The sequence below is a fragment of the Nonomuraea sp. NPDC052116 genome, assembly GCF_040680035.1.
GTDB lineage: Bacteria > Actinomycetota > Actinomycetes > Streptosporangiales > Streptosporangiaceae > Nonomuraea > Nonomuraea angiospora_A.
The window spans coordinates 1-8950 of sequence record NZ_JBFAWA010000084.1 but is presented as its reverse complement, the minus strand read 5'-3'; the positions used below and the strand labels follow the sequence as shown (position 1 = coordinate 8950).

Below are 8950 nucleotides of genomic sequence, written 5' to 3'. Positions count from 1 at the left end.
ACCGGCGCCGCCAGCACCAGCGACAACCACTGCCAGTTCGTGAACTGCAACGCCGGCACCATCGCCATCGCGACCACCGGCACACTCAGCACCACGGCGGTGATCAACCGCTGCCACAACTCGTCCTGCGGGGGCGCTTCGCTCGGAGCCGGGGCAGCCGGTAGCGCGGCCGTGTACCCGGCCTTCTCCACCTCACTGATCAGGTCCTTCGGGTCCACGCCATCCGGGAAGGTGACCTTCGCCTTCTCCGTCGCGTAGTTCACCGTCGCGCTCACACCGTCGAGCTTGTTCAGCTTGCGCTCGATCCGGTTCGCGCACGACGCGCAGGTCATGCCACCGATCGACAGCTCGACGGATCTGTCCTGGTCCAGGGAAGTCATCACCCCTCCTTTTCCTGATTCAGTGCCCGTGACCGCTGGTGCCCGGCTGGGCCGGTCCCGCGCCACTCGCCCGGGCGGTGAAGTCCGCGGTACGGACCTTGCCGTCATGCTGGAAATCCAGGAACAACCGGTAGTCGCCGCCGCTGGGCATCTCCGCGTAGAAGGTGATCTCCGGCCCCGCCTTCACGCTCTCCTCCGGATGCACGTGCAGGTAGGCCAGGTCACCGGCCCGCAAGGCCACCAGATGCCCGTACGCTCCCAGATACGGCTGCAGGTCCGTCACCGGCTTGCCGTCCTTGCTCACGCTCAGCGTCAGCTTGCTGGCCTGGCCGGGCACGAGATCACCCGCCAAGGAGACCGTGTACCCGTCCACCTCGGCCTTGCGCGTCACCGGAGCAAGAGGCTGCGGCTTGTAATCCCCCGCCGCCAGCAGATCCGCACCCAGTGTCAGGTTACCGCCGCCCACCGGAGCGAAGTCCGCGAACGCCCGGTACACGCCCGGATCCGCCAGCGTCAGCCGCACCGACCACGCCCCGTCCCCGTCCTGGACGGGGTGCAGGTGCTGGAAGCTCGCCAGATCCCGCGACACCACGATGAAATGCAGCTTCTTGTCATGCTCGACCTGGTAATCGGTCACCGGCCTGCCATCAGGGCCGGTCACCGTGAAGCGGAAGTCTGTCGGCTCGCCGGCCTTGACGGTGGTCAACGGGTTGAGGGTGTAACCGTTCTCGGACACTTGAAGCCCCCTAGGGGTATCGCTCTTCGTCTGTTCGTGCTCGCCTTGCGGGGCCATCGCGGCGTGGTCCTCTTGCGGAGCCATCGCGGCGTGATCCTCGACCTGCGCCGGGGCCGCCGTCGGGCCGGCCACCTGGCCCACGCCCAGGGCGCCGCCGAAGACGACGGTCAGCCCCAGGACGTAGGCGCCGAGCTTGGCGGCGGCGTTCACGCCTGGCCCGCCAGCTCGTATCCGGCCTCCTCGACCGCGGCGGCGATCTCCGCCCGGTCGACGGGGCCTTCGCTGTTGACCGTCAGCAGGCCGCCGGCCAGGTCCACCTCCACGGAGGTGATCCCCGCGACCCCGCTGACCTCTTCCTTCACCGAGCTCACGCAGTGGCCGCAGGTCATGCCCTTGACGATGTAGGTGGCGGTGCTCATGACGTCTCCTTCTTCGTAGTCTAACACCCTACCCCCCTAGGGTATCTAGAAGGGTTTTTGGGGATTCAGCCGACAGGATCGCTCTCGCGTACGGCCGGCCTGCGCATGAGAGCGGCCGTGAGCGCCGCGCCCAGGACGGCCACCACCGCGGCGCCCGCGAAGGCGGCCTGGAAGCCGAGCTGCTCCTGGGAGGTGGCCAGCGCGGTCATGACGGCCAGGCCCAGCGCGGAGCCGACCTGGTAGGTGGTGTTGACGATGCCGGAGGCGAGGCCCGCCTCCTCCGGGCGGGCGCCCGACATGGCCGACATCATCGCCGGTATGTACGCCAGGGACATCCCGACCGCCGCGATCAGGCTCGCGGGGAGCACGTTCGTGGCGAACCCGCCGGTGAACCCTAGCCCGGCCACCCCGGCCGCCAGCACCGCCAGCCCGACCACGATGAGCGGCTTGGCCCCGAACCTGCCCAGCAGCCTTGCGGTGATGCCGATCATGAAGATCATGATCGCCACGGTCATCGGCAGCAGCGCCGCGCCGCTGGCGAACGCGCCGTACCCGAGGACCTGCTGCAGGTAGAGATTGAGGAAGTACCACATGGGGATCCAGGCCGCGCCGAGCAGGGCCATGGCCAGGTTGGAGGTGGCCAGGCCGGGCGTGCGCCAGATGGCCAGGGGCATGAGCGGCTCTCTGACCGTACGCTGCACGATCAGGAACAGGGCGAGCAGCGCCGCGCCACCGAGTCCGGCCGGCCAGTTCGCGGCGACGATGGCGTACACGACGAGCGCGATGCCCGCGGTGACGGACGCGGCGCCCACGAGGTCGACGGATCCGCGCTTGCCGCGCACGGCGGGCAGCAGCCTGGTGGCCGCCAGCGTGGCCAGGCCGATCGGGACGTAGATGATGAAGACCCAGGGCCAGCTCAGATACTCGGTGATCACGCCACCGAGGAACACGCCCGCGGTGCCACCCGCCGGGGCGGCGGCGCCGTACAGTGCCATGGCCTTGCCCAGCTCGCGGGCGTTGTGGCCGAAGAGCATCATGAGCAGCGCCATGGCGGCGGGCGCGATCAGCGCCCCGCCGATGCCCTGCACGGCACGCCCGGCCACCTCGACCCAGGCGGTGGTGGCAGCGGCGGCGACCACGGATCCGGCGATCAGGACCGCCCATCCCGTGACGAACACCCTGCGCGCCCCGAACAGGTCGGCCAGCCGCCCGCCGAGCAGCAACAACCCGCCGAAGGCGACCACGTAGGCGTTGAACACCCACTGCAGCCCGCCGTCGGAGAAGCCTAAGTCGCGCTGCATGTCGGGGAGCGCGACGCCGATGATGGAGGTATCCATGATCACCATGAACTGTGCCGCCGCGAGCACGAGGAGCGCCCACCAGCGTCTTTCGTCAGCCATGACGTGACCCCTTCCTTCCTTGCTACCCCCAGGGGGTATATCTGGGAACGGCGAGGAACGTAACATACCCCCAGGGGGTGTGTCCAGTTCGAAGTCATGCGCGCCCGGGCGCGATATTTGGCATGATCGAGCTGTTGCCTGACGGGTGGCCCCCTGAGTGGAGGGGGATGGACACGGAGAGGAATCCGAGATGTCGTGGGGGATGGGGTTAACGCGCCTCACCTGGGGTTGACCACTCGTTCTCCGCGCATTCCGCGCATCTGGTCTGTGCGCAACACAGGGAGCGCAGCCATCCCTTGCTAGGCTGCATGTCAACCGTTGGGTCTCACCCCGGCAGGTGAGGCCGTCGAAGAAGTGGGGTCACACCGTGAAGAAGCTGCTCGTTCTGGCGCTGATCGCCCTTGGGGGGTTGCTGATCTGGCGTAAGGTGCAGGCCGACCGCGCAGAGCTCGATCTCTGGACCGAGGCGACCGGCAGCGAGAACTAACCGACCGGCGAGGCGATGAGTGACGTCGTCCCCATCAAGCTGGTGTGCCTGGACCTGGCAGGCACCACAGTCGGTGACATCGCCATGGTCGAGCGCGCCTTTGCCGAGGCGATCGCGACCCAGGGCATAGTGCCCGGGACCGGAGCATACGCGCGTGCCATGGTTCACGTGCACCGGTCCCGGGGCTGCCCCAAGATCGATGTCTTCCGTGGGATCTTCCCCGGGAACGAAGCCCAGGCGCAAGCGGCGAACCTGACGTTCGAGCGCTCCTACGAGGGCACTCTGGAGCGGGCGGGTCTCGTCCCCATGCCCGGAGTTCTGGAGGTCCTCGACAAACTCCGCGGCACCGGCATCAAGCTCGCCCTGATCACCGGCTTCAGCCGCACCACCCTGAGCCGCATCCTGAGTGTCCTCGGCTGGCACGACAAGATCGACCTGGCCATCTCCCCCGAAGACGCCGGCGGCCGCGGCCGCCCCTGGCCGGACATGGTCCTGCACGCGGTGCTGCGCCTGGGAGCGGAGGACGTCCGCCAGGTGGCCGTCATCGGCGACTCCGAAAGCGACATGCTCTGCGGCAGGCGCGCGGGGGCGTCGATCGTGGCGGGGGTGATGACCGGGGTCCACAGCCGGGAGCGCCTTCTGAAGGGCGGCGCGACCCACATCCTTGACTCGATCGCCGACTTCCCTAGTTTGGTACTGAGCGATGACCTTGGTACGACGCAGGTAGCTTCGTCCGCCCGGTAAGCTATCTTCGTCGAAGGGGCCTTAGCTCAGTTGGCAGAGCGCCTGCTTTGCAAGCAGGAAGTCAGGAGTTCGAATCTCCTAGGCTCCACCTGGGAAGACTCTCCCTCGCCTCACAGTGATCGGCGAGGGAGAGTGACAAACTGCGCGACTACCGCGTCCGTGGTCACGCATCTGTCGCCTGCGGTGACCGCCGTCCTGAAGCGATCGTCCTCCGCGAGCCGCTCACCGTCCCCATGGTCGCGTGCTCGATGGCCTAGCCATGACACGCGAAGTGCAGCAAGCGGACAACCCCCTACCTGGGTGATGGATATGTCAGCTTGGGAACCCGATTTTGTGACCTGATCGGGCCTTGCCCCCGCTCAGAAGTTGGACTCTGGGTCGCCACTGCTCACCGAAGCTGACGCGGCGGATCGCACGCTGATCGCACACGGTTGGCACTCCTGCGCCGGATCGGCTCCCGGGCGATGGTGAAGGGCGGCCGGCTTTCGCCCGGTGTCCTTGGTCGGGCCGGGAGCGAGGGGCCCGTACGCCGGCCCGCCGGGTCGCGCAGGTTCCTTCCTGCCCGCAAGTGTCCGACCTGGGTCCCCTCGCTTCGGGAGCCGGCGCGGCCAAGGTGGGTAAAGCAGGTCGCCCGGCCCCGACCTCGACTGCTTCGTCCCGAGGCCACATCGCCGGAGCGTCGACCTGACTCAGCAGGAGGTGGTCGTCTCGGCTACGCAGGAATCGGTGCCCGGCCCGCCGTTGGCGGTGTCGGTGCCCGGACCGCCCAGGATCCGGTCGTTGCCGGCTTCGCCGTCGAGGGTGTCGTTGCCGTCGTCGCCGCTGATGTCGTCGTCGCCGTTGCCGCCGAAGACGGTGTCGTTGCCGGCACCGGCGGAGACCCGGTCGTTGCCCGCGAAGGCGAGGATGACGTCGTCGCCGCCCAGCGCGGCGATACGGTCGGCGAACGGTGACCCGCAGATGACATCGGCGCCCGAGGTGCCGACGATGGTCTGCCCCGAGGTGGCGGTGCGCCGGTCGATGGTGCAGCCCGGTCCGTTTTGGAGCGTCCCGTCGACACTGTTGGTGTTGAAGAAGCCGCTGCCGGTCTCTGCGGGGTTGTTGGTGAGGACTAGGCCCGTTTCCCCGTTTAGCGCGCGGGTTGCGCCTTGCGCCGACGCCACGTCGTCGTGAAGCAAGATCCGGTCGGAGAAGAGGTACGTGTCGTCGTGTGGCCCCAAGATCTGCGAGCGAACCGACTGAGCCGGGACCGGAGCACCGCTGAAGTCGTAGCTTGCGCTCTGCGTCGCGCTCATCCCTGCTTGGTCCATGAGCGCGTAGCCCTGGTAGGAGAACTTGGCGGTGGAAAGCGAGGGCCCCGGCGGCGTATGCACGTTCAGCGAGAGCGTGCATTTCTTATCCGAAGCATCACCACCAGGTTCGATGAGCGTCTCGTATGAGCTGAATGTAACGGTGAACGACTTCCCGTCGGGGCTGATCGCCGCCTCCCATGTCCCGGGCGGGCACCCGTTTCCGTTCGCACTGACGCTCGAGATGTATGCCTCGGCCGGGTTGGGGGCAGAGGATGCCGCGACCGCGGGCGTCACGACTGCTGCGGCGAGGACGGCGGCGGCGAGTGTACGTGCGGGCAGCTTGGGGAGTGTTTTGCGCATGATGAATGGCATAGAGCATTCCTTTCCGTGGCGAGCATTCCCAGCGAGAACGTCAGGTGATTTCCTGAGGCTCGTTGACCTGTGTCAGATCGAGCTCGTGAATGGTGTCGCGGTAGCGCGGATGCCGGAGTTGTTCTTTTTTCGCATACGCCCGCACCGCTGCGATAGTGCGATAAGGGAGGTACCCCAGCGTCAATCATGAAAGACGCACGCACGTTTATAAGCGGGCAAATAATTAGCAAGGAGCGAAAGGAGGGAGCGTCCTTGATGTCCGAATATCGCCATTAAAATGGATATTATCCTGACGCGTAGCTCCCGAAAGATCCGATTCGCGCAGATATGCCATGATTCCGAGAATCTGGCCCCTGGCGCGGCGGTGGGCCGGGGGCAGCAACCGCGCCATATTCGGGCGACCTTGAGCGGCCGTTAATGACCCTGCGAGCAGCGCAAACGACCTGTAGCGATCTCGCTGCCGAGATTTCGGGACGAAAAGGCAACAGCGTGGCATGGGGCAGCTCTCCGGCCGGTCCTCCAGCGGCGGCGCGCGTGCCGGCAAGCGGCACTTCCCGAACCTTGTGAGCCGCCGACTTCAGGCAGGGCATCGCCACGACCGTGTGGTTGGCCTTCTCCGCGTCGATCAGCTCGAACCGAGCGGTCACTGAGTCTCGCCCGCGAAGAAGGCGGCCTTAGATTCAAGAACTGCACCTTCTCGCGCAGTTCCTGGTTCTCCCGCTCCAGCTCACGCAGCCGTGCCCGATCCGGACCCGACAGCGACCGTGCCTCCTCGCCCTCGTGCTGGTGCTTATACAGCCGGACCCAATTGCCCAGCGTGGTGTCGTGGATCCCGAACTCCCGGGCCGCCTCACCCACGGTACGGTCGCCCTCCAGCACCATGCGGACGGCCTCGTCCTTGAACTCCTGACTGAACCTTCTCTGGTTACGCTTTGGCACTCTCCAACCCTTTCCGAACAGCTTCAGCCCTTAACGGGCTGTCTGTCCGGAAGATCAGGGGCACCTCACGATCCACACCGTCAGGACCGGCGTACCTGGCCTGGAGCCGGCCGGACGGCAGCTCACGGACACGGCCGAAACGCCTCTTCGCGGGCTTTCGCCGGCGGGCGCGGCGGGGTTCTTCTGGTGTGGTGGGGTGCGGTCTTGGCCATTACGCTGCCTTCCTGCGGCGCGTGGTGATCGGTTCGACGAGCCCGGCGGCGATGAATGCCTCAAGGGCTGCTTCGGGGATGCGGACGTTGCGCCCCACGTGGACGAAGGCGATGCGCCGCTCCTCGATCAGGCGACGCGGGAAGCGAACGGAGGTGTTCAGCCGCTCCGCTGCCTCCTGGGCGGTGAGCAGACGGCCCCGAGCACACTCCGGGAGCGACGATGGCAGGGCGTCGGCGGGATGTCCTTTCATGCCGCCTGCCCTCGCTGCTCGGTTGCCGAAGGATCTTGCCCGGCTGCCTGGGCCTGGAGACGTTCCATATGAGCGCGCCAGCGCTGCCGTTCGTGAACCGACCGGAGGAGGCGGACGGCCAGCGGGGGCACATTGGCGTCTCCGGCCGGGACCGGCTTCCAGACGTAGCGGTGCGGATCGGTGGGCCGGTCGGTCTGGCCGAGGGCTTCCAGAACCCAGGTACGGCGGTCCTGCCTGTGTTCGGCGAGAGTCTTGTTGGACCACTTGCGGGAGACCAGCAGGCGCCGACCGGCGTAGCCGAGATGTTCGGGCTTGTGCGCCTTGCCCCGGCACCGGCCGGGTGTCATGCCGGGCTTGGCCCCCTTGGGCTGTACGCCGTAACGCAGCCGGTTCGGGCAGGTGGGGGCACAGGGCTCGTAGCGCAGCGCCTCGACCATCCGCTTGGCGTGATCTTTCTGGGCCTGAGCCCACGCCACCAGCTAGAGCTCTGCGATTAACGACGACGGAAGATGCAGGTCATCAGTGGGAGTCCGCCTCCGATCAGGTTCTCCGACATGTGACTGAGTTGCCACCCCTCCCGCTCCACACCCTCAATCAGTTCCGTTGCATCCGGCACAGCCCATGCGCGCATGGTTTCGGACTTGACTCGCAGTCGAGACACAAAAACCTCATGACCCACTTGATAGGCCTGCCGAGCCTGCGCAATGGTTTGCGCGATGTCCTGCTCATCGTTTCGACGCCACGCCATAGACAGCCGGTCTCCCCTGTCGAAGTTGTGAATCAACTGCCGAGGGGAGCAACGATCTCTCGATCGGCAGGGTTCCGTAAATAGGCGATGCCTCCGGCGGGAGCGCTCCGGCTCCGGGATGATGGCCGTGCCGTGTATCAACGCCGTAAGTGGCTGAGGTGGAAGCCTGATCATCCCGCCCACCATCGACCCGGGACAAGCCGAGCAGACCAGGGCCACGGGTACCAGATCGTTCGTCCGGTGGGGCGCTCCATCTGGTATCCGTGGCCCTGGCCCGCTTCCCCTTCGGGCGGGTCAACGGCGGACGGGATGATCGTCAGGCGGGTGAAGCGCGCATGTCCGCGCGGGATTCCGGGGCTTGATCGCGTATCGGAAGCGTGCGAGCGTAACGCCAGAAATTGTGCTCCACGCTGAAGCTGGTCTGCCGCCGTCTCGTTGTGGGAGATTGATCAGGTGAGCCCCATAGGCACGAAGTCGTGGTTTGACCATCTTTCCCTGCCACAACAGGTTGTCACGATCATCATGTCGTTGATCGGCCTCCTCGGAGGCGTGACCCTCCTTCTCGCCGATCCTCCTCCAGGGCCCGTGTTCATCTTGATCCTGGCCTTTGTCCTCTTCAGTATGGCGATTCTGCGCAGCATTCCGCGCGTCCGGGCATGGGTCGGCTTCCAGCTCTTTTTGGCTCATTTCTGGTGTTCAAGTCTGTGTCCGGTGAGTTCGAATCCACCTTTTTCCAGGTAGCCGGGCTGGCCATGGGGGCGCTTCTACTGGCACACCTGATCATTCGTGGCGTGATCACGGAATGGCGACGGCGGCAGGACTCCCCCAATCCCACTCAGTGCTTGAGTAGTACCGATGGGGAGATGACTGCCTAGCCTCGATCTTTCTCGACCTTGAGTTGGTCGGCTGAGAAGTTCGGCTGCGGGTCGATTTTCTCGCTGTGGTCAGCGTGGATGCCCGGCTGTCGCGC

At 66.3% G+C, this 8950-nt stretch carries 11 protein-coding genes and 1 tRNA gene; 4 read left to right on the top strand and 8 right to left on the bottom strand.

Annotated features, from left to right (window positions below; all coding sequences use genetic code 11):
• From AB0L65_RS62575 to AB0L65_RS62560, 4 genes are all read right to left on the bottom strand, one after another.
• The coding region (locus AB0L65_RS62575; protein ID WP_364267443.1) for a cation transporter at positions 1-380 on the bottom strand (380 nt) is incomplete at its 3' end.
• Between the two features lie 19 nt (positions 381-399).
• Entirely contained in the window at positions 400-1326 is a 927-nt protein-coding gene (locus tag AB0L65_RS62570) for a hypothetical protein (RefSeq protein WP_364267440.1), read from the bottom strand.
• Positions 1323-1535, bottom strand: a complete 213-nt coding sequence (locus AB0L65_RS62565) for a heavy-metal-associated domain-containing protein (protein WP_364267437.1) — start codon at positions 1533-1535, stop codon at positions 1323-1325. Before AB0L65_RS62565 ends, AB0L65_RS62570 begins: the two co-directional genes overlap by 4 nt.
• 65 nt (positions 1536-1600) lie before the next feature.
• A complete protein-coding gene (locus tag AB0L65_RS62560) occupies positions 1601-2935 on the bottom strand; it encodes an MFS transporter (RefSeq protein WP_364267434.1) in 1335 nt (444 codons plus the stop codon).
• Between the two features lie 367 nt (positions 2936-3302).
• Between AB0L65_RS62560 and AB0L65_RS62555 the strand changes: the two genes are divergently transcribed.
• The 3 genes from AB0L65_RS62555 (at position 3303) to AB0L65_RS62545 (ending at position 4254) form a co-directional block, all read left to right on the top strand.
• Positions 3303-3422: a DLW-39 family protein gene (locus tag AB0L65_RS62555; RefSeq protein ID WP_020542320.1), complete on the top strand. Its 120-nt coding sequence runs from the start codon at positions 3303-3305 to the stop codon at positions 3420-3422.
• 42 nt (positions 3423-3464) lie between these two features.
• Positions 3465-4166 carry an HAD-IA family hydrolase gene (locus tag AB0L65_RS62550; protein WP_364267431.1) on the top strand — a complete coding sequence of 234 codons (702 nt, stop codon included), beginning with the start codon at positions 3465-3467 and terminating at the stop codon, positions 4164-4166.
• A 15-nt stretch (positions 4167-4181) separates the two neighbouring features.
• A tRNA-Ala gene (locus AB0L65_RS62545) sits at positions 4182-4254 on the top strand.
• A gap of 601 nt (positions 4255-4855) precedes the next feature.
• On the opposite strand, the gene AB0L65_RS62540 is transcribed toward AB0L65_RS62545, so the two are convergent.
• From AB0L65_RS62540 to AB0L65_RS62525, 4 genes are all read right to left on the bottom strand, one after another.
• Entirely contained in the window at positions 4856-5830 is a 975-nt protein-coding gene (locus tag AB0L65_RS62540; protein WP_364267428.1) for a DUF4360 domain-containing protein, read from the bottom strand.
• A gap of 414 nt (positions 5831-6244) precedes the next feature.
• A complete protein-coding gene (locus AB0L65_RS62535; protein ID WP_364267425.1) occupies positions 6245-6769 on the bottom strand; it encodes a transposase in 525 nt (174 codons plus the stop codon).
• 211 nt (positions 6770-6980) lie between these two features.
• Positions 6981-7232 (bottom strand): excisionase family DNA-binding protein, encoded by a 252-nt coding sequence (locus tag AB0L65_RS62530; protein WP_364267422.1) that lies wholly within the window; start codon positions 7230-7232, stop codon positions 6981-6983.
• Positions 7229-7708: a replication initiator gene (locus AB0L65_RS62525; protein ID WP_364267419.1), complete on the bottom strand. Its 480-nt coding sequence runs from the start codon at positions 7706-7708 to the stop codon at positions 7229-7231. The genes AB0L65_RS62530 and AB0L65_RS62525 overlap by 4 nt, the downstream gene beginning before the upstream one ends.
• A gap of 725 nt (positions 7709-8433) precedes the next feature.
• Here AB0L65_RS62525 and AB0L65_RS62520 point away from each other — a divergent pair.
• Positions 8434-8721: a hypothetical protein gene (locus AB0L65_RS62520; protein ID WP_364267416.1), complete on the top strand. Its 288-nt coding sequence runs from the start codon at positions 8434-8436 to the stop codon at positions 8719-8721.
• Positions 8722-8950 lie beyond the last annotated feature (229 nt).